Here is a 19,640-nt window from a genome sequence, read left to right as displayed (position 1 = left end):
GAGCGATGGATAACTACGCGCGCGAGGACATACGGGCGCTGGTACGCGACGTCCTTGAACAGGAGCAGCCGCCGATTGTCCAGCTCGGTGATCCAGTGCTGCGGATGCCCGCCGCGACGTTTGACGGCCAACTCGATGACGCAGAGCTTGCCGCGCTCCTTGCCGTAATGCGCAAGGCCATGCATGACGCGCCAGGGGTCGGACTGGCTGCGCCGCAACTCGGGATCCCCCTGCGGATAGCGGTGATCGAGGACGTCCTCCCCCAGCCGGATGAGATTGTTGAGCTTCGCGAACGCCCGCTACTGCCCTACTTCGCGATGATCAATCCGACGTACACGCCGGTGGGACGCGACACGGCGTCGTTCTTCGAGGGCTGTCTGTCCTTCAGCGGCTGGCAGGCTGTGGTGACGCGGCACCGCACCGTCCAGCTTGAGTACCGAACTCCTGAAGGGCTGGACGCCACCAGGCAGTTCACCGGGTGGCCAGCCCGCATTGTCCAGCACGAAACCGACCATCTCAACGGCGTGATCTACATCGACAAGGCGAACACGCGGTCGCTCGTAAGCAGCGCGGCATACGGCGAGCGCTGGGCGCAGCCCGGGATTGGACTGACCCAACGCGCTCTCAACTTCTGATGCGCCCGTGGTCAGGCCGGCTGGTTCTTCTTGCTGGGTAGCTTGTCCGCCCACCACCGCAGGATGTGCTCGAACCGCTGACGGCGGTGCCAGGGAGTGCCGGAACGCGAGAGTTCGTGGTTCTCCCCCGGGAAAATCAGCATCTGAGTCTCCACGCCGTGGCGCTTCAGGGCCGTGTAGTAGCGCTGAGCCTGTTCGAGTGGGCAGCGCAGGTCCTCCTCCGAATGGATGACAAAGGTGGGTGTACGCACCTTGTCAACGTGCGCGTATGGGCTCTGTGCCAGAACCTTCTCGGGGTCCTCACCCGTGTAGGCCTCCGAGAAGAACCACCCGATATCCGAGGAGCCGATGAAGGACTCCGGGTCAAGGAAACCCCGTTCCACAATGGCACCCTGGAACCGATGGTCGTTGGCGATCAGCCAGGCCGTCAGGTAGCCGCCGTAGGAACCGCCCATCACGCCCAGCTTGTCGCCGTCGAGCTGGTCGTACTTGTGGACCGCCCCCTCAAGGAAGGCAAGGACATCCTGCATGTCCACCGTCCCCATGGCTTCCTTGATAATGCGGCCGTGTTCCTGTCCGTAACCTGCGGCGCCGCGGGGATTGCACATGAGAACCGCGTATCCGGCTTCAAGGTAGACCTGCGCCTCGTCGAAGTAACCCCACCCGTACTGCGCGTACGGCCCGCCGTGGATGTTCAGCAGCACCGGGTGCGGCCCTTCGCCCTCCGGCACGAGAACCCATCCGTGCACCGGATAGCCGTCTGGCGCGGTGAACGTTTCCTCGACGGGTTCGACCACCGTGGTTTCGGTGCGCAGATCAGCGGAAAAGTCCGTCAGCGGGGTGAGCGCCCCGCCGTCGATCCGTGCAACGTCACCCATGGTGCGCGGATCGGTATAGGCGACGACGACGGCGCCAGCCACGCTTGCGGCGCCGGTCACGATGTACTCGCCGTCCGCCACGGTCTGTACGACTCCCTCCGAATCGATCCGACGCAAATCACCGGCGCCGCGACTGCGGTTGAAGACGAGAACGCTGTCCGCTCCCGCCGGGACGATCTCACCGACCTCCCCCAGATCGAAGGTGGCGGGGTCAGTGAGTAGCCGTACCTGCGCGGGGTCCTCGACGGGCGCGACGTACAGAGCCGTGTTGCGGGCAACAAAATCGACACCGCTGGGTGAGAGCGAACTCCCGAGGTAGAAAAGCCATCGGCCGTCTTCGCTGTGGACGGGGTTGCCGCAGTTGAGCAACTCGTCCGTGAAATTGCTCAGACGCTCCCGGTCGGATCCGTCCAGCCCGATGGAATAGATATCCGAGCGGAGGTTCGTCGCCGAGTCAGGTTCAAGCGATGCACTGAACAGGATGCGGGATCCATCAGCGGTGAATCTCGGTGCAGAGTGGTCCGCATCCGCGTCGGTGAGCTGCTTCGGCTCGGAGAATGCTGACGGCGTATCCTCCTCCGCTGAACGTGCTGCCCGTCCCACCGGCTTGACGAACGGCTCCTCCCCCAGCGACGGCACGTCCAGGAGGTACAGCTGGGTCCGCTTGTCCCCGGTATAACCGACCCCGTTCATCTGATACTTGTATCCACTGATGAGCCGCGGGTCCTCCTGGCCGGCGGAGATACCGTCCACGGTGCCGTAGCGTCCGTCCTCGGGAGCACGAGCGCTGAAGACCAGATACCGCGAATCGGGCGACCATTCGAAGTCGGACACACCGAGCGGCCGGTCAGTCAGTTGCAGTGGCTCCCCTCCCCTGCTGTCGGTGATGAACAGCTGTGGCTTTTCGCCCTGACGGGCCCTCAGAAAGGCTATTGCTTCGCCGTCCGGCGAGTGTTTCGGAGTGGTGTCCCGAAAACCCCGGGTCAGGCGGCGGGGTGTACCGTCAGCCAACGGCACCTCCCACAACTGGCCGACGTAATCGTCGGCGTCGTAGTCCGGCCTGGTTACGGAGACTACGCATCGTCGGGCGTCCGGATGGAGCGAGGGTGTGCTCACTGATTTCAACAGGTTGAGTGTGTTTGGTTTCACAAACCGAGACTATGCCTCCAAGGCGTCACCGCTCAAAGTGGAAGGGCGGGCACCTAGGATGGTCCAGTGTCGCCTTTTCGCGGATCTGTCCTCCTCTGTCCGGTGTGTCAGGGCCGACTCACCACGGAGCCCTTCGACTGGCCGGGGGCCTCAGGGGACGACGGCGTCCCAGGACTTCTCCGGTGCGAAACAGGGCATCGGTTCGAAGCCGCCAGACAGGGTTATTTCAACCTTCTGACGGGTCGGGGAACCGGCTTCGAAGCAGATACCGCAGAAATGGTCCAGGCACGCATCGATTTCCTCGGCAGCGGCCACTTCCTACCCCTCGCAGATGCAGTCTGCGCTGCAGCGACTGAACTCGCCGCTGACTGGCCGATGATTCTGGATGTCGGTGCGGGCACCGGGTACTACCTGGGGGCTTTGCGGCAACGGATGCCGGCGTCTGCAGCCATCGCCCTCGACATTTCAAAGTTTGCGCTGAGACGTGCCGCCAAACTTCTGCCCGGTGTCTTGTGCCTGGTGTGGGACGTCTGGAGGCCGCTGCCCGTCGAAGAAGGAAGCGTGGACCTGCTCATCAATATCTTCGCTCCGCGTAATCCCGCAGAATTCGCGCGCGTCTCGCGAGACGGAGGACTCCTGCTCGTGGTTACTCCCCTGTCCCGGCACCTGCAGGAGATCGCAGAGACCGCAGGGCTCCTCGAAATTCGCCCGGGTAAGGACGAGGACGTCGCCGCCAGCCTGGGCGGCTCGTTCGAGTTGGCTGCAACCAGGGTCGTGGAATTCACCATGACGCTGTCGCCCGGGGACGTGCGCAATGTCGCGGCTATGGGGCCGGCCGGCCACCACGGAAATCCTGTTGAGGTTGATCTGCTCCCGGAGAGCCTGCCTGTTACGGCGGCTTTTACCGTTCAGACGTTCCGCCGCCGCGTTCGCCCCATCCGCGGCGTAAGCGGGTAGTCACTTGCAGCGATCCGGCCGGCGAGCGTTACACGAAGGATATTCCCGGAGGGCTATATTCCGTTGCGCGGGTTTGGCATGATGGTAGTAGGCACTATGCATACGGTTACAGCGTCAGCAGGTGTCGACACCGAGGGGAAACGCAATGTTCGATTGGCTTGTACAGAACACCTGGATCCTGTGGCTCGTGCTCATGCTCGGATTGGCCGCTGTTGAAACTCTCACCCTTGACCTCTTCTTTCTCATGCTCGCAACCGGTGCGCTCGCGGGACTCGTTGGGGCGTTAGCCGGAACCACCTTCTTTATCCAGGTAGTCATCTTCTGCGTGGTCTCGCTCATGATGGTGCTGCTGGTAAGACCCGTGGCTCTGCAGCACCTGAAAGGCGGCTCAGCCGAAAAGTTGAGCAATATCGACCGACTGATCGGCGAGCCCGCCCTCGCCCTGGAACCTGTTACCGGCCGGTCCGGAACAGTCAAGATCGGCGGCGATACCTGGACTGCACGCAGCGCCGACGGTTCATCGTTGCCCGCAGGCAGCCAGGTGACGGTTTCCCGTATCGACGGGGCAACCGCCGTCGTCGTCGGCACGCACCAAGCCGAAAGCGGTCCGATCACCTCGTCCTGAGCCGAGATCCGGCACCATCCACAACACAAGGGGAACCATGTTCACAGATTCAGGCGCAATCGGACTCACCATCGTCCTGATTGTTCTGATCGTTTTCGTTCTGATCATCCTGGTCAAGTCCGTGCGGATCATCCCGCAGGCTCGCGCCGGTGTGGTTGAACGGCTCGGAAAGTACCAGCGGACGCTCCTGCCGGGGCTGACGATCCTCATTCCGTTTGTTGATCGGCTGTTGCCGCTCCTCGACCTACGCGAACAGGTTGTGTCGTTCCCTCCCCAGCCAGTGATCACCGAGGACAACCTGGTGGTGTCCATCGACACGGTGGTCTATTTCCAGGTGACCGACGCACGCGCCGCCACTTATGAGATCGCCAACTACATTCAGGCGGTCGAACAGTTGACCACCACGACGCTTCGAAACGTTGTCGGTGGCCTGAATCTGGAAGAGGCCCTGACTTCGCGTGACCAGATCAATGGCCAGCTCCGTGGAGTCCTCGATGACGCCACCGGCCGATGGGGTATCCGGGTCTCGAGGGTGGAGCTGAAGGCCATCGACCCGCCGCACTCCATCCAGGATTCCATGGAGAAGCAGATGCGTGCGGAACGCGACCGCCGGGCTGCCATCCTTACCGCGGAAGGAACCAAGCAGTCGCAGATTCTTACAGCTGAGGGACAACGACAGGCAGCTATCCTTGCTGCCGAAGGTGATGCCAAAGCCGCCATCCTGAGGGCCGACGGCGAGTCGCAGGCTATCCAGAAGGTCTTCGACGCCATACACAAGGGCAACCCGACCCAGAAGCTCCTCGCTTACCAGTACCTGCAGACATTGCCGAAACTGGCGGAGGGCAACTCGAACAAGCTGTGGATCATTCCGAGCGAAGTAGGGGAAGCACTCAAGGGCATCGGGAATGTTCTCGGCGCCCAGGACGGTGAGAACTCCGAGCGGAGTTCGCCCCTCACCGCTCCTGCGGAAGACAACTCTCGGTCCTGACTGTCCTCCTACGGGGGGGTATACCGGCGCTCCCACTCGCGGCAGCACCGAATTGGGTGATTCATGCTGCGTTCGGTATAGTTGGGTGTTTGCCGGATGAAGCGCCGCCGGGAACAGACGGTGGCCCACCGGCGTTATACCTGTGGTAACGCGGCGTTGACGTCGTGGTGTTGCGCATCCCGTTGGGTGTGCAGCAGGGGCAACTGGAAGTCCAGGATGCCATACGTAGTTAGGGAGAAAAGATGAGCGACCGTAGCCTGCGGGGTATGCGCCTTGGCGCCCAGAGCATGGAAACCGAATCCGGCGTGGAGCCGGCACCCCGGCAACGTATTGAGTACCGTTGCGAGGACGGAGAGCGCGTCTTCGTTACCTTTGCCGCGGAAGCGGAGATCCCCCCGGTGTGGGTCTCCAAGACGGGCAAGGAGGCGCTGCTCGTCGATGGAGAGCGTCCCGACACCTCAGGAGACAAGCCGGTTCGTACCCACTGGGACATGCTGCTTGAGCGTCGTTCCATGGAGGAGCTGGAGCAGATTCTCGAGGATCGGCTCAATATCCTCAGGGAGCGCCGCGGAGAGCGCCGCTCGGCCTGACCGATTCAAAGATGGCCCGGGTACTTCACAGAAGTACCCGGGCTTTTTGGTGTCCGCAGGACACCCGTGAACCGCTGGTCTACTTGCCTGCCGAGAGGCGGCCTGTCAGCGTCCGCCATCGGGCGGCGAGACCCCAGACTGTGACGTTGGCGATGGCTTCAAAGACGATATTGCCGCTCATTTTGGAATCGCCATACTCGCGCTCGACAAACGTGATCGGCACTTCGACGATGCGGAGTCCCTTTTTTGCCACCCTGAACGTCATGTCGACCTGAAACCCATACCCGACGGAATCCACGGTGGACAGATCGATGCTTTCGAGGGTTTCGCGACGGAACGCACGGTAGCCGGCTGTTATGTCACGCACGGACAGCCCCAGCATCATCCGCGAGTACAGACTCCCGGCACGCGAGAGCAGCTTCCGATGGAACGGCCAGTTGACAACGGATCCACCGGGAACCCAACGCGAGCCAATCACCAGGTGGGCCCCGGAAACGGCTTCAAGGAGGGAAGGAAGCTGCTCCGGCCGGTGGGAACCGTCCGCGTCCATTTCGACGATGATGTCGTACCCACGCTCAAGAGCCCAACGAAAACCCGCGATGTACGCAGCGCCCAGGCCTTCCTTGCCCTCGCGGTGCAGGACATGCACAGCACCGTCGCTGGCGGCTCTGGTGTCCGCCAGCCCTCCAGTGCCATCAGGGCTGTTGTCGTCCACTACCAGTACATCTGAGTGGGGCACCGCTACCCGGAGCCGGTCAAGAGTCAGAGGGAGTGACTGGCGCTCGTTGAAGGTAGGAATGATGGTGACAACGCGCACTCATGAACCTTTCGATGGGGCAGGTGCGCATGGCGCAGCAGCTCAGTATCCGGACCGGCTTACCAGTATAGGCCGACGACTTGAGCGAGCCCTTCACAACCGTGAGCGTTGTCTGAACCTCAGCAGCGTGTGTACAAGGAAGCAGTCATCAGTTGGAACGTGTCACAGAGTTGGGTTCTGCGGGGTAGGTTCGCACGCCTTCGGGCCAGCAGTGATCAATCGATCGGCGCTGTTTTCTACTGACGTGCAAACCTACCCGTTGTGAGTACCGAGCCTTCCACCGCGCGAAAGAGCCTAACATTCACGTTCGGTCCCCCTTGGCGTCACGTATGCGGCGGCTCGGTCAGGTCTATCCGGAAGTGCCGAATTCCGACCCGTAGATCTAACAGCTTACGTCCTGTGGAGGACGTGTCAACAGGCGCCTGACCTGCTGTTTTATTCGTTTGTGCAGGTCAGCCAGTGGGCCGGCCGGGTAATCGGATCGGTCTGTGGATCGCGTTTACCGGAGGCCCAGGTCATCGCAGCCATAGAGTTGCTCGCCCCTGTGCACCGTTTCCAGGCAGCGTGGCTCCTTCCCGTCGTCGAGCGCGGGGAGCAGCGGTGTACCGGCCCGCGGATCGGTGCTCCAGGACTGCACCCTGCTGTCTGGTGTCTGCACCATCAGCTCTTCCACCTCCCACACGGCGTAGGATGCTGGCGCGCCGGGAACCAGCTGACCGAGGAGCGGGTTCTCTGCTCCCACCGCACGCCACCCGGCGCGAGTGTGCGCCAGGAAGGCAGCACGCGCTGAGATCCGTTCCTCCGCGCTGGCGTGCGCTATGCAGGCCCGGACTGACTGCCACGGCGACATCCGGGTGACGGGCGAGTCGGACCCAAGGCACACCGGCACGCCCTGACTCAGCAGGCTTCCCACCCTGTTCATCGGGGTATAGCGGTCCCGGCCGAGACGCTGTTCGTACAATCCGCCCGGCGCCCCCCACAGCGCGTCAAAGCCTGGCTGGGCGCTCACGATGGCGCCGAAGTGCACCAGGCTGCGGATAGCTGCGTCGTCGGCCATTTCCACGTGCTCCAGTCGGTGCCGCGAGGCTCGCACCCTATCGATCCCATGAACAGCAGCCGTCTTCTCCAACCCGGCGATGACCGTATCCAGTCCTTCGTCGCCGATGACGTGGAACCCGGCCTGCCTGCCGGCCGCCGTCGCTGCTCCGAGGTGGGCTGCAACGTCGTCGGTGTGCATGAAAGTGGTTCCGCAGGAGTGCGGCGCGTCCGCATAGGGAGCCCGCATGCGCGCCGTGTGAGAACCGATTGAACCGTCGACGTTCAGGTCTCCGCCGAGCCCTAGGACCCGCCCGTCGAAGCCCTCGAGGATACTGCGCATCTCCTCTGCAGAAGTCGCCGGCTGCCCCCAGTACGCAAGGATTTCCGGATGGGGACCCTCGAGCGCGAGCAGCGAAAGGACGTCTTCGCGGGGCGCGATGTGGGGGGCGGCCATTTCAACGACGGCAACAATCCCGTGGGCCGCTGCGTGGTTCAGTGCTGTCCGCTGAAGGTCCTCCCGCTCGTCGGCACCTAGGTTCCGGACGGCAGTCCGGGCAGCCAGGTGCGCGTCGCGTACGACGAAGCCGTCGTCCCACCCGTCGTAGGCATCCAGGGAAAGGCGCTGGGCCAGTGACGCGGAGACGACGGCGGAGTGAACGTCAGCCCGCACCAGATAGACGTCGCGGCCTCCTGAGGCATTGTCGAGTTCAGCCGCGGTCGGCGGGCGACGATCGGACCACCGTGATTCGTCCCAGCCGTTACCTATGATCGTTCCTGACGTACCCGCGCCGGCCTGCGCGATCAGGTCCAGCAGCTCACCGAGACTGTTAATCCCGGTGAGGTCGAGTGAGGTGAGCGCGAGCCCCGACTCGGTGGTGTGTACGTGCGAGTCGACGAACCCAGGGGCGATGAGCGCTCCCTGCAGGTCGACCACGTCCATGCTGCTGTCCGCCAGGGCGGCCGCCGCGTGCTCGGACCCGACCCAGGCCACCGTATCGCCCGTGACAAGCATGGCAGTGGCGAACGGATCAGCGGCGCTGTAGACGGAGCCGTTGCGGTACAGAATGGGCTTCGGGTCATGTGGAGACACAGGCGGATAACTTTCGGATCGAGAACGAGGGATTTGCTATTCGGTCACAGCGGAGTAGGCGACGACGCCACGCCGGATGAGGTCGATCGAGTCGATGCACAACCGGCGGAATCCGGGGGGCAGGTCGGGCACCTTCGCCAGCTGGTCGATCAGGTCGATGATCTGCTTCGCCCAGCGCACGAAGTCGCCTGCTGCGAGGTCGGTTCCCTGCAGCGCGCTCTGAAGGCCCTTGCCGCGTGCCCACTTGTAGACCGGCCAGACGAGGCCGAAATCGGGTTCACTGGTGACCGAAAGGCGGTACTGCTCCTCGAGATCGGTCAGTCGGGACCATTGGCGGATGACAATGTCGATGGAGGTTTCCAGGGATACTGAAGGCATGCGCGGGCGAAGGCCGCGTTCCTCCCGCTTGGCCTGGTAGACCAGTGCCGAGGCAAGCGCCGCGAGTTCGGCTGCGTCGAGATCCTGGAAGGCGCCGTGCTCAAGGGACAGAGCGATAAGGAGATCCTTTTCGCCATAGATACGGCGAAGCTTCTGCCCCGCAGGGGAGATCGCCAGGCCGTGCTCGTCGTGTTCCTGCAGGTACCCGTAGCTGAGGAGAACTTCGGAGACCCGGTCGAACGTCTTCGCGATGGTGTTTGTGCGGCCCTGGATTTGCTGGGCCAAACGGTCTGTCTCCCGCCGAAGCTTCCACCATCTCTCAGCCCACCGGGCGTGGTTCTCCCGATCGCTGCAGCCGTGGCAGGGGTGAGCCCTCAACCGTCGGCGCAGGTCAGCAATGGCTTTCTCCTGGCGTTCGGTGCCGACAGTCGGGAACTCCACCGGTGTCCTCGTGGTGGGCGGCCGTCGGTCGTTCAGGGAGTTCCGGAGGGAAGCAGCGAGGTCCCGGCGGTCCTTGGGCTTCCGTGCGTCGAACTGTTTCGGAACCCGAACCCGCGACAGCACCTCCACAGGCCCGTCGAGATCCTGTGCGGACAGCCGGCGCACATGCTTTTCCAGAGTGAGGACGGTGGGCCGTGGATCACGGGCTGCATCTCCGGCGAGAACAACCGCGTAACCGGTGATCCGCCCGGCCGGGATGTCGACGACGTCGCCTGGGCGAAGCGCTTCCAGTGAGGCTGCTGCCGCGCTTCGACGGTTACGGGAACCGGCCTTCGACGCGGCAGTTTCCAGATCGGAGAGTTCCCGGCGGATCGCTGAGTATTCGGAGAAGTCGCCGAGGTGGCATGTCATCGCCTCGGCGTAACCCTTCAGGGATTCCTCGCGTGTGCGGACCTGTCGGGCGAGGCCGACCACGGAGCGGTCAGCCTGGAACTGCGCGAAGGAGGTTTCCAGTATTTCCCGCGTTCGGTGCTGCCCGAACTGGGATATCAGGTTGATGCTCATGTTGTATGTCGGCCGGAAGCTGGAGTTCAGCGGATAGGTACGGCGCGATGCCAATCCTGCGACCGCTCCAGGGTCAGTTCCGGGCTGCCACAGAACGACGGCGTGGCCCTCCACGTCGATACCCCGCCGGCCTGCCCGCCCGGTGAGCTGTGTGTACTCCCCCGCAGTTATGTTGACATGGGCTTCCCCATTGAACTTGTCGAGTTTCTCGAGCACAACGGATCTCGCTGGCATGTTGACGCCGAGCGCCAGCGTCTCGGTGGCGAATACCGCTTTGACCAGCCCCTCCTCGAAGAGCTTCTCGACCACTTCCTTGAAGGTGGGAAGCATTCCCGCATGGTGCGCGGCGAATCCCCTGATCAGTCCTTCGCGCCAGGCCCAGAACCCGAGCACTTCCAGGTCTTCCTCCGGTATGTCGAGGGTTGCTTCCTCGATCCGGTCGCTGATGATGCCCCGCTCGTATTCGGTGGTGAGCCATAGTCCAGCGTCAAGGCACTGGCTTACTGCGGCCTCACAGCCGTTACGGGAAAAAATGAATGTGATCGCGGGAAGAAGCCCTCCCCGGTCAAGTGCGGCGATCACCTGTGGCCGACTTGCCCGCCGCACGGCCGTCTGCGGTTGCTGGAAGCGGTTCTGCCCACGTCCACGCTTGGTGCCCGTCCCCCAGCGCGCCCTCTGATTCAGTCGTGTTTCGGTGGTGGCGAGGTCCAGCAACTCCGGGTTCACGGCGAACTTGTCCTCGGCGCCGCTGGACGATCCTTCGGCGGCCGCTTCGTCGAACGCCACCTCGCCCGCGAAGAGGTCGAGCAACTGCTGACCGACCATCACGTGCTGCCAAAGCGGTACGGGCCTGTGCTCTGACACCACGACGTCGGTGTGGCCGCGCACGGTATGCAGCCAGGCTCCAAACTCCTCAGCGTTGGACACGGTCGCGCTCAGGGAGACGACCTTGACCTCGGTTGGGAGGTGGATAATCACTTCCTCCCACACCGCGCCCCGGAACCGGTCCGCCAGATAGTGCACCTCGTCCATGACGACGTATCCGAGGCCTGCCAGTGTGTCAGAGTCCGCGTACAGCATGTTGCGGAGCACTTCCGTGGTCATGACGACGACGGGAGCCTCCGAGTTGATGCTCGTGTCACCGGTGAGGAGCCCAACGCGGTCGGCACCGTGCAGGGCGGCGAGCTCAGCATATTTCTGGTTACTGAGCGCTTTGATGGGAGTCGTGTAGAAGGCCTTCAGGTCCTGGCTGAGCGCCATGAAGATCGCGAATTCCCCGACGACGGTTTTGCCTGCACCGGTTGGCGCCGCGACCAGCACTCCCCTGCCGGCCTCCAGGGAGGTGCAGGCGTCCCGCTGAAACTCGTCCAGCTCGAAACCGAGAGTCTGTTCGAACTGATGCAGACGGGTTTTTTCATACCGGTTACGCGCCTGCGCTGCCTGGTACCGCTCGGCTGGGGAGGTCATGGTTCAAGCCTAGACTCTCCGAACCTCCGGCTACGGCATTCGAGTAGGCGTCAGAGCCCGTCGATCCTCGATGCGGTGTCGGCGTTCGCTTCGATGTCTGCCTCCCGCGCAGCGTTTCGCTTATCGCGGCGCTTGTCATTGAGGAGGCACAGGCCAATCGCAACAAAGAACAGGAGCAACAGCGGTATGGCCAGGTAAAACATGCTCATCGCGTCACCGCCCGGCGCTGCCATAGCCGCGAACAGGCAGATCAGGAACACGGTGATGCGCCATGATTTGAGTATCTGTTTGCCCTTGATGATGCCCACGAGGTTCAGTCCGAACAGCACCACGGGCAGGAGGAAGGCGATACCGAAGGCCAGCATCAGCCGCAGCAGGAAGGTTATATACACGGGGACGGAGATGAGGTTCGCGAACCCCTCCGGCGTGAAGTCGGTCAGCACCCGCACAGCGCTGGGCAGGATGAGCCAGGCCAGGTAAAGGCCCGCGATGAACAGTGGGACGGCGACGGCGATGAATCCGAGCGCAATGCGCCGTTCTTTCGAACGCAGCCCCGGGGTGATGAACGCCCACAGCTGGTAGAGCCAGACCGGACTGGCGATGACGAGACCGAGAAAGACCGAGATCTGGATCATCAGGTCGAAGGGGGACCCGACGCCGTCGAAGTTCAGTGCTGCGTTTCGGCCGTCGAGCTGGTTGATATTGCGCACCGGTGTTGCCATTGCTTCAAGCACCGGATTGTAGATGAAGAACCCGATGACGGTGCCCACCACAACGGCGATGGCCGACTTGAAGAGCCGGTTGCGCGCTTCGATGAGGTGTTCCTTGAGCGCCATCCGCCCTTCGGGATTCGCTTTGCGCCCTTTCACCCGCGGCATAGTGCTCAGCTGGTGGAGGACGTGCTACCCGGGCCCGAGGAGCGGGTGGACCCGTGCTGGGGATCGTCGTGGGTGCGCTGCGTCTCGTCGTGGCGCGACTGATTCACTACGCGGCCTTCGACCGGCGAGGACCCGTCCTCGTGGTCTGAGCCGTTCTCTTCCTTCATCTGCCGGACCTCAGACTTGAAGATGCGAAGCGACTGGCCGACGCTGCGTGCCAGACCAGGAAGCTTGGGCGCACCAAACAGCAGAATCGCAATGACGATGATGATAAGGATGTGCCAACCCTGGATCTGCATGACGAAATGTCCTCTCGGTGAGTCTAAGTTCAAGTCTAGGTCATAGGTGCGGTAAATCACGCAGGAGCTGGGGCTGCCTACGAAGCGACCGCCGTCGTACTCTGCGCTCCAGCCGCTGCCATGCGCGCGCCCTCGAAGCGAGGGAGTTTTCAGCCCGAACGGCTGCAGGCGACTTGAAGACGGCAAGCCGGGTGGGCGGCGCATCTCCGGCTTCGGCAGCGTCGAAATCAGGAGCCAACAACTCGGAGGCCCGACCTACTTCGTCCATCAGGGCGGTGAAGCCGCGAAACAGGCGCCAGGCGAGGAAACCCAGAAAAAGGAGCGCCAGCGCGGCAAGCGCCAGCCACAGGATAATCCACGTCCACCATTCCATAGGTCCAGTCTAGTTGCCGGTGCGCTGTGCGTAGGCGGCCAACGCGGCGTCGACGAAATCCCGGGCGCTCTCCCGCTCTGCTTCCGGTTCCGCCACGGTGCAACCACCGCCGAGACTCGCGACGAGCCCAGGCAGCCAGGTGGTTGAGCCGACCCTGATCTCCGCGGCCATCCTGCCGTCGCTTGTCTCTGCGGTGCGCTCGGCGGCATACGACTGGGCGATCCAGTGGGCCCCCGCGCCCAGGAGGAGTACGACGGCGCGGTCCGCGCTGGAAAGGTCGAAGATGACGGACGGTGATTCAGCCTCGACGGTAGCCGGCCGCTCAGTCAGTTCGACGTGCTGCACGCGGTCCAGGCGGAAATTGCGCCGGCCGACTGCGCTGTGGCACCAGGCATCGAGGTACCAGGCGTCGTCGTGAAGGAAAGCCCTCAACGGCTCGACGAACCTGTCGGTCACCTCATCCCGGGCGGGTACGACATAACGCAGGTGCAGCTGTCTGTGCTGTTCGATGCCCGCGCGCACTGTGGCAAGCACGGGGGCGACCTCGTCCTCGGTGATCCTCGTTGCGATCGAATCGTTCATTCGGGCTGCATCACCCGCTCCCGCGCGGAGCTTCTCCCGGGCGGAGCGGACCGCAGAGTCATCGGGCAGGCCCGGAAGGTTGATCAGCGTGTCGAGTCCTACCAGGAGGGCGCACACCTCGTCAAGACCGAAGCGAATCGGATCGCCCAGCGACTGCGGGTCGGTGATGTGGATACGGTCATCCTCAAGCTGAATGTCGATCAGGCCGTCCGGATAGAAGCGCGGGCCGCTGACGAAGAGCAATTCAACATCCTTGATCAGCTGGGCCGGAGACACCCCGAAGTCGCGGGCCGCGACGGCGACCTCCACTCCGGGGTGGTTCAGAAGGTAGGGCACCAGGTCGAGCAGGCGCAGCAGGCGGTCCTCAGTTGAGCTGCCTGGGCGGGCGGAGGTAGACGGCGCAACCGTCCCCTCGAAAGCAAACGACGGCGGCACCTCCCGGAGCGCACGCGCCGCCCCTTCCAGCCGGCGTTGTACCTCCGCGACGAGGGAGTCCGGGGAGAGAACTACAGCGTTTCGGCCGAAGGACGCAATGTCGCCAGCAGTCGTAGCCTCATCTGAATAGCTGAAGTCGAGCGTGTCCCACCCCTCGCTTCGTTCCGTCGACATAGCACCCGGCCGTGCCCTGAGGATGTGGCAGGTTCCCGTCCTCACAGCGACTGTTGCGCGCCGACCAAGCGCGTCCGTAGTGAGCGTGGCGAGGGAAGCAGACATCGAAAAGTCCAGCGGCACGCTGTAGGTTCCGGCCTGCGTCGTGGGCGGCGTGGTGATCCGGGTGAGGCGGAACCAGCGCTCCGCCTGGCGGTCAATGTCGAAGCCCACGAGGTACCAGTGCCCGAACCGGCTGCCCATTCCCCACGGCTGCACGGTGCGGTCCCGCTCCTCGCCGGTGCTCGCTGCCCGGTACCCGAAGCGGATGACGCGACGTCCGGTGGTTGCCTGCCAGAGTTCGTCCCAGAACGGTTCGTTCGTGCGGATCCGCGCGTCTATCGGCGACGGGGAGGCCGACTCCGTGCTTACTCCCCTGCCCTGGAGCTTCCGAAGCGCCCGCGATGCCGCTGAACCCAACGAGGCTTCCTCCCACATGCCTGCAGCAATGGTGAGGGCCGCTGATTCCGCCGCGGTGAAGCTCATACCCGGGAGACGGTAGTCTTCCGCGTTGATCCGATAGCGAGCGGACGCATTGTCATTCTCGAACAGGGGGTCCTCGGTGAATGACTCAAGCGGGATACCCTGTTCGCGCAGCGTGGCCTTGTCGCGGTCGAAGAGCTTCTCGCGCGCGGCGACGGTCGATGCCTGTTCGTACTGTTCGATCTCACGAAACAGTTCCTCCTTGGTCCACCCCTGCCGGGTGGACAGGAGCAGCATCACCAGGGTGAGCAGGCGTTCTGTACGTTTCGCGGACACGCTGGCAAGGATACCTTCTCGGGCTCCGCGAAGACGACGAAGGGCGGGCAGCTTCACTTTTCGGTGTTGCTGCCCGCCCTTCAGACCGATTGGTGCTAGCGAACGCCCATGAGGTCCACGACGAAAATCAGGGATTCGCCAGGTGCAATTGCGGAACCCGCGCCGCGATCTCCGTATGCGAGGTGTGGGGGAATTTCCAGACGGCGTCGCCCGCCGACCTTCATGCCGGGGATTCCCTGATCCCATCCCTGGATGACCTGCCCGACACCGATCCGGAAGTCCAGCGGCGTGCCGCGGTTCCAAGAGGAGTCAAACTCCTCGCCGGTGGAGAATGCCACTCCGACATAGTGGGCGGAGACGGTATCCCCCGCCTGAGCTTCCCGACCGGTGCCCTCGATCAGGTCCTTGATGACTAGATCCTCAGGCAGATCCTCACCCGGGAAATCGACCTCGGGCTTGGTCCGGTCGTATTCGCGCTGACCAAACGACATGGTGGCTCTCCTTTACTTACTCTGCGGCTACTTTTTCGACGATTTCAACGTAGAAGGCGAGCGGACCCGCCGGTCCCTGCGCGGGCTGGTCACCGTAGGCCATGGCCGACGGGATAACGAGCAGGACTTTCGAGCCGACCTTCAAGCCGGACAGACCCTGGGTCCAGCCCGGGATGACTCCGTTGAGCGGGAACTCCGTCGGCTCGCCCCGGTCAAAGCTGGAATCGAACTGCTCACCCTGCCAGGACCACCCGGTGTAGTTTGCGGCGATGGTGTCTGTTTCGGTGATCTCCTCGCCGGTCCCCTCCTCGATGACCTTGACGACGAGGTCGGACGGGGCATCATTGTCCGGGAACTCGATCGAGGGAACACCCTCGCTGTCAAGCGTCACGGTGGGAAGCTGTCCGGCTTCCTCAAGCTCAGCAACCTCCTCGGAGGAAAGCTTCTTGGGGGGATTCTCGGCGCTGATCACCTGCAGTATAAGCAGCACGTTCTGGGACTGGGGCTGCTCCTCTTCGGCAGGGATAGCGAACGCAATCTGTGAACCGACCTTCGACCCGAGCATGACCTCGTACAGCGACGGGTAGACCTCCTGAAGCTGGTCGTCGAGCGGCAAGCCCTGTGGGGCGCCTTCTTCATAGGAGTCCCGAAGCGCGCTGCCGTCCTCTGGGTTGAGTGAGAGGACATGAACCTGGAGGTTCTGGCCTGCCTCGATGACGGCGCCGTCACCCTGGGTCACGACGCGTGCGCCCTGCTCTGTGATGTCAAGCGGTGCATCGAATTCAACCTCCGGCGCGGTGTCCGGGCCGGCGTCAGAGACCTCGACGGACTCGAGGGTGTCGGCTACACCGGCGGACTTGCTGTCTCCGAAATCCGCCGGCGTGGTTGCCCCGCCGCAGGCGGTCAGGAACAGCATTGCGGGCAGCAGGAATGCTAATACTTTTCGCACGGTATTTCTTTCAAGTGGAGTGGAGAACGCGGTTCCGCGATCCTGCCGGTCGTCCTCTCGGCACCGGACTTTACCTACCCTAACGGTTTGGGCGAGGAAGTTTCTCCTATCCCGGTGACCGTAGGGATGCTTACAGATGCTCCAGGAGGGCGCTGACCCGCTCGTCTTCGGAGGCAAAAGGATCCTTGCAGAGGATCGTTTGCTGTGCACGGTCATTGAGTTTCAGGTGCACCCAGTCGACCGTGAAGTCCCGGTTGGCTTCCTTGGCCCGGCGCACGAATTCCCCACGAAGCCGGGCACGGGTGGTCTGTGGGGGGATGTCCACCGCAGCCTTGATGTCGACATCGTCCACGACCCGCGCCGTTTCTCCGCGTGCCTGCAGCATGAAAAACAGGCCCCGAGCTCGGGATATATCGTGGTACGTCAGGTCAATTTGTGCGACCCGCGCAGAATCCAGGTCCAGATTGTTTCGTTCCATGTAGCGGTCGACGAGCTTCTTCTTGATTGCCCAGTCAACCTCGCGATCGACCAACGCGTGGTTGTCCGTCTCCACCGCCCGCAGGGTGCGTTCCCACAGTTCCAGTACCCGTGGAAGATGCGGTGTGTGCGCACCTTCAGCTTCAACGAAGGCGCGGGCACGGTTGAGGTACTCGTGCTGGATATCGAGGGCAGACACCCGTCTGCCGTTGGCCAGCTTCAGCGGTTGCCTGCCGGTGAGGTCGTGGGAGATCTCACGGATGCTCCGGATCGGGTTTTCAAGCCGGAAGTCCCGCATTATGATTCCGGCTTCGATCATGCGCAGGATCAGGTCAACGGAGCCGACCTTCAGGAGAGTGGTCGTCTCCGACATGTTCGAGTCACCGGCGATCACATGGAGCCGACGGTAGAACTCAGCATCAGCGTGCGGTTCGTCGCGCGTATTGATGATCGGCCTGGATCGGGTTGTCGCTGAAGAAACGCCTTCCCAGATGTGGTCGGCCCGCTGGGAGAAGGCGTACAGGGAGCCGGACTGGGTCTTCAGCACCTTTCCGGCCCCGACCAGGAGCTGGCGCGTCACAAGGAACGGAATCAGAATGTCGGACAGCCGTGAGAATTCCAGTTTGCGTGGAATGAGGTAGTTCTCGTGGGAGCCGTAGGAGTTGCCCGCAGAATCCGTGTTGTTCTTGAAGAGATAGACGCGGCCGTCATAGCCTTCCTGACCGAGTTTGCGCTGGGCCTCGGCGATCAGGTCCTCGAGGATGAGTTCCCCGGCGCGATCGTGCGCGATCAGTTGTGCGACGTCGTCGCACTCGGCAGTGGCGTACTCCGGGTGGGACCCCACATCCAGGTAGAGCCGGGACCCATTGGTCAGGAAGACGTTCGATGACCGCCCCCAGCTGACCACCTTTCGGAAGAGGTAGCGGGCAACTTCCTCCGGGGACAGCGGCCGCGAGTTGGGACCGGAGTAGGCGATCCCGAACTCCGTCTCAATCCCGTAGATCCGGCGGTCCATTAGAGTGACACCCGCTCGTTGTTCAGCATGGCGTCCAGCTCATGCCCGGAAATGCGGCGAAACGCCCGGACACTGCCCCGGGTGGTGAGCGGGTCGCGGTCCAGAACGGCTACTTCGAGGGTCTTGGAGCTAAGGGGCCCTCGCGGTTCGGAGGTGGTGCCGCCGCTATCCCGAAGGGAGTCGACCGCCGCGCGAATGACCTCGCCGAAGTCCTGTTCGGCACTCCAGCGGCCTTTCAGCGCTTCGACGACGGCGTCCGCCTGGCCACCCATCACGATGAACCCGGTCTCGTCGGCGATGGAGCCGTCAAAGGTCAAACGGTAAATGTGGTCCTCGGCGATGGTCATGCCTACTTCAGGCACAGCGAGTTCCACCTCGAACGGTTTACTCTCCGCGGTAAACACGGCACCAAGGCTCTGCGCGTAGACGCTTGCGAGACCTCGCGCAGTGACGTCCTCGCGGTCATAGGAGTAGCCGCGGACATCCGCGTACCGAACGCCGGCCTGCCGGAGGCTCTCGAACTCGTTGTACTTCCCCACCGCAGCGAACGCGATGCGGTCGTAGATCTCACCGAGCTTGTGCAGCGACGGTGAGGGATTCTCCGCCACCAGCGCGATACCTTCCCTGCAGGAGAGGACAGCAACGGAACGCCCGCGCGCGATGCCCTTCCGCGCAAAATCGGCGCGGTCCTTCATGAGCTGTTCCGGAGAGACGTAGAACTGCTGAGTCATGGTTAGGCCTCCCGCCCTGATACCGAACGCGATGCAATGATCTCCTCGGCTGCCCGGGCGAGGCTCCGCTCGGGGATACGCCGTGCTCCGGCGCCGTTTACGGTGTAGACCACAGGCCAGAGCTGCCGAACGACGTCGGGGCCACCGGTCGCGGAATCGTCGTCAGCGGCGTCGTACAGGGACTCCACCGCAACTTTCACCGCCGCGTCCTCTCCGAGGTTGGGCTTCCACAGCTTCTTCAGTGCACCTCGGGCGAAAACCGATCCGGATCCAACCGAATGATGTTCCTGCTCTTCGTACCGCCCGCCGGTGACGTCATAGGAGAAGAGCCGCCCGACCCTGCGGGTGGTGTCGAACCCTGCGAACAGGGGAACAACGGCCAGACCCTGGAGAGCAAGGGGTAGGTTTGCCCTGATCATGGCGGCGAGCCGGTTTGCCTTGCCATCAAGACTCATCCGCGTGCCTTCGATTTTCTCGTAGTGCTCCAGCTCAACCTGGAACAGGCGCGTGATATCGAGGGCGATTCCGGCGCTTCCGGCAATCCCCAGTACCGAGAACATGTCCGCCGGAAATACCTTCTCTATGTGACGGCTGGCAATGACGTTGCCCATGGTAGCCCGCCGGTCACCGGCCATGAGGACGCCGCCCGCATAGGTCAGCGACACGATGGTTGTGGCGTGCGGAGCAAGGTCAGCGCCGCCGGAGTGATTTGTTGCGTTGCGGGCAGAGGGGAGTACGGCTGGGTTCTGCGCGGCTATGTAGTCAGAGAAAGAGGTGGATGCGGCCCGGCCTATGGTTGCGGCCGCGTCTTCCGGCAGCAT

General features: G+C 63.2%; 18 protein-coding genes. 5 read left to right on the top strand and 13 right to left on the bottom strand.

Going from position 1 to position 19,640, the window contains the following annotated elements; all coding sequences use genetic code 11:
* Positions 1 to 5: 5 nt before the first annotated feature.
* On the top strand, positions 6 to 635 hold the full coding sequence (locus tag AC5RTB_RS14410) for a peptide deformylase (RefSeq protein WP_494061746.1): 630 nt from the start codon (positions 6 to 8) through the stop codon (positions 633 to 635).
* Between the two features lie 11 nt (positions 636 to 646).
* Here AC5RTB_RS14410 and AC5RTB_RS14405 read toward each other — a convergent pair whose 3' ends face one another.
* A complete protein-coding gene (locus tag AC5RTB_RS14405; RefSeq protein WP_494061745.1) occupies positions 647 to 2,662 on the bottom strand; it encodes a S9 family peptidase in 2,016 nt (671 codons plus the stop codon).
* A 276-nt stretch (positions 2,663 to 2,938) separates the two neighbouring features.
* Here AC5RTB_RS14405 and AC5RTB_RS14400 point away from each other — a divergent pair, with 276 nt between their 5' ends.
* From AC5RTB_RS14400 to AC5RTB_RS14385, 4 genes are all read left to right on the top strand, one after another.
* Positions 2,939 to 3,619 (top strand): methyltransferase domain-containing protein, encoded by a 681-nt coding sequence (locus AC5RTB_RS14400; protein ID WP_494061744.1) that lies wholly within the window; start codon positions 2,939 to 2,941, stop codon positions 3,617 to 3,619.
* Between the two features lie 145 nt (positions 3,620 to 3,764).
* The gene (locus AC5RTB_RS14395; RefSeq protein WP_494061743.1) at positions 3,765 to 4,244 is read left to right on the top strand and encodes an NfeD family protein; all 480 of its coding nucleotides are present in this window, start codon (positions 3,765 to 3,767) and stop codon (positions 4,242 to 4,244) included.
* A gap of 37 nt (positions 4,245 to 4,281) precedes the next feature.
* Entirely contained in the window at positions 4,282 to 5,232 is a 951-nt protein-coding gene (locus AC5RTB_RS14390; RefSeq protein WP_494061742.1) for an SPFH domain-containing protein, read from the top strand.
* Between the two features lie 242 nt (positions 5,233 to 5,474).
* Complete coding sequence (locus tag AC5RTB_RS14385) at positions 5,475 to 5,822, top strand: RNA polymerase-binding protein RbpA (RefSeq protein WP_026543576.1); 348 nt, start codon at positions 5,475 to 5,477, stop codon at positions 5,820 to 5,822.
* A gap of 79 nt (positions 5,823 to 5,901) precedes the next feature.
* Here the strand turns inward: AC5RTB_RS14385 and AC5RTB_RS14380 are convergent, their stop codons facing one another.
* The 12 genes from AC5RTB_RS14380 to prcB form a co-directional block, all read right to left on the bottom strand.
* Positions 5,902 to 6,639, bottom strand: a complete 738-nt coding sequence (locus AC5RTB_RS14380) for a polyprenol monophosphomannose synthase (protein ID WP_494061741.1) — start codon at positions 6,637 to 6,639, stop codon at positions 5,902 to 5,904.
* Between the two features lie 499 nt (positions 6,640 to 7,138).
* Positions 7,139 to 8,767: an amidohydrolase gene (locus AC5RTB_RS14375; RefSeq protein ID WP_494061740.1), complete on the bottom strand. Its 1,629-nt coding sequence runs from the start codon at positions 8,765 to 8,767 to the stop codon at positions 7,139 to 7,141.
* A 36-nt stretch (positions 8,768 to 8,803) separates the two neighbouring features.
* Positions 8,804 to 11,617, bottom strand: a complete 2,814-nt coding sequence (locus tag AC5RTB_RS14370) for a DEAD/DEAH box helicase (RefSeq protein ID WP_494061739.1) — start codon at positions 11,615 to 11,617, stop codon at positions 8,804 to 8,806.
* A gap of 50 nt (positions 11,618 to 11,667) precedes the next feature.
* The gene (tatC, locus tag AC5RTB_RS14365; protein WP_494061738.1) at positions 11,668 to 12,495 is read right to left on the bottom strand and encodes a twin-arginine translocase subunit TatC; all 828 of its coding nucleotides are present in this window, start codon (positions 12,493 to 12,495) and stop codon (positions 11,668 to 11,670) included.
* Positions 12,496 to 12,500: 5 nt separating this feature from the next.
* Positions 12,501 to 12,794 carry a Sec-independent protein translocase subunit TatA gene (gene tatA / locus AC5RTB_RS14360; protein ID WP_494061737.1) on the bottom strand — a complete coding sequence of 98 codons (294 nt, stop codon included), beginning with the start codon at positions 12,792 to 12,794 and terminating at the stop codon, positions 12,501 to 12,503.
* A 40-nt stretch (positions 12,795 to 12,834) separates the two neighbouring features.
* Positions 12,835 to 13,167, bottom strand: a complete 333-nt coding sequence (locus AC5RTB_RS14355) for a hypothetical protein (protein WP_494061736.1) — start codon at positions 13,165 to 13,167, stop codon at positions 12,835 to 12,837.
* 9 nt (positions 13,168 to 13,176) lie between these two features.
* The gene (locus AC5RTB_RS14350) at positions 13,177 to 15,156 is read right to left on the bottom strand and encodes a helix-turn-helix transcriptional regulator (RefSeq protein WP_494061735.1); all 1,980 of its coding nucleotides are present in this window, start codon (positions 15,154 to 15,156) and stop codon (positions 13,177 to 13,179) included.
* A 95-nt stretch (positions 15,157 to 15,251) separates the two neighbouring features.
* Positions 15,252 to 15,647 carry an FKBP-type peptidyl-prolyl cis-trans isomerase gene (locus AC5RTB_RS14345; RefSeq protein ID WP_494061734.1) on the bottom strand — a complete coding sequence of 132 codons (396 nt, stop codon included), beginning with the start codon at positions 15,645 to 15,647 and terminating at the stop codon, positions 15,252 to 15,254.
* Positions 15,648 to 15,663: 16 nt separating this feature from the next.
* Positions 15,664 to 16,596 carry an FKBP-type peptidyl-prolyl cis-trans isomerase gene (locus AC5RTB_RS14340; RefSeq protein ID WP_494061733.1) on the bottom strand — a complete coding sequence of 311 codons (933 nt, stop codon included), beginning with the start codon at positions 16,594 to 16,596 and terminating at the stop codon, positions 15,664 to 15,666.
* 130 nt (positions 16,597 to 16,726) lie between these two features.
* Positions 16,727 to 18,088, bottom strand: coding sequence for a Pup--protein ligase (gene pafA / locus AC5RTB_RS14335; protein ID WP_494061732.1), 1,362 nt, complete (start codon positions 18,086 to 18,088; stop codon positions 16,727 to 16,729).
* The gene (gene prcA / locus AC5RTB_RS14330) at positions 18,088 to 18,819 is read right to left on the bottom strand and encodes a proteasome subunit alpha (protein ID WP_494061731.1); all 732 of its coding nucleotides are present in this window, start codon (positions 18,817 to 18,819) and stop codon (positions 18,088 to 18,090) included. Before prcA ends, pafA begins: the two co-directional genes overlap by 1 nt.
* A 2-nt stretch (positions 18,820 to 18,821) precedes the next feature.
* The gene (gene prcB, locus AC5RTB_RS14325) at positions 18,822 to 19,637 is read right to left on the bottom strand and encodes a proteasome subunit beta (protein ID WP_494061854.1); all 816 of its coding nucleotides are present in this window, start codon (positions 19,635 to 19,637) and stop codon (positions 18,822 to 18,824) included.
* Between the last annotated feature and the right edge of the window lie 3 nt (positions 19,638 to 19,640).

Source organism: Arthrobacter sp. M71 S08 (assembly GCF_059089725.1).
The sequence above is the reverse complement of the archived record's forward strand: the minus strand, read 5'-3'. Positions and strand labels throughout refer to the sequence as shown.